The organism is Flavobacterium sp. MAHUQ-57 (genome assembly GCF_051908335.1).
Lineage (GTDB): Bacteria > Bacteroidota > Bacteroidia > Flavobacteriales > Flavobacteriaceae > Flavobacterium.
In genome coordinates, this window is record NZ_JBPZTE010000003.1 from 1 (window position 1) to 532 (window position 532).

Here is a 532-nt window from a genome sequence, read left to right on the forward strand (position 1 = left end):
AGTTATGGCATGTTCCCGATACTGAAGCCAACAGAATCCGATTTAAATTAAAAACAATACAAGAGTCTATGCCTTCTGAAGAAGGTATTTTAGCGATTGAAAATTTTTCCAGACATTTAAAATCGAAGCGATACAGTCAGAATACCATAAAATCCTATTGTGATGCGTTGCAATCATTTTTGGTATTCTACAGGGAAAAGCCGGTAAAAGACATCACGAATGAGGATGTTATACGCTACAACAACGATTATATCATAAAGCACCGGCTTTCGTCATCTTATCAAAACCAGATTGTTAATGCGATTAAGTTATTTTTTAGGATTGTAAATGAAAAAGCGATCCATCCTGATTTGATTCATCGTCCGAAACGCGAAAAGAAACTTCCCAATGTTTTGAGTAAAGAAGAGGTGAAATTGCTTTTGGAATCCACCTCCAATTTAAAGCACAAAACCATGCTGAGTTTGCTTTATGCCTGCGGATTACGAAGAAGCGAATTGCTGAACCTAAAGCTTACGGATATAGATTCGAAGCG

Annotated in this window: 1 protein-coding gene; it reads left to right on the forward strand. The window is 36.8% G+C overall.

From position 1 onward, the window contains the following. On the forward strand, positions 1-532 hold a 532-nt coding region (locus ACS8MM_RS00020), incomplete at both ends, for a tyrosine-type recombinase/integrase (protein ID WP_379711726.1).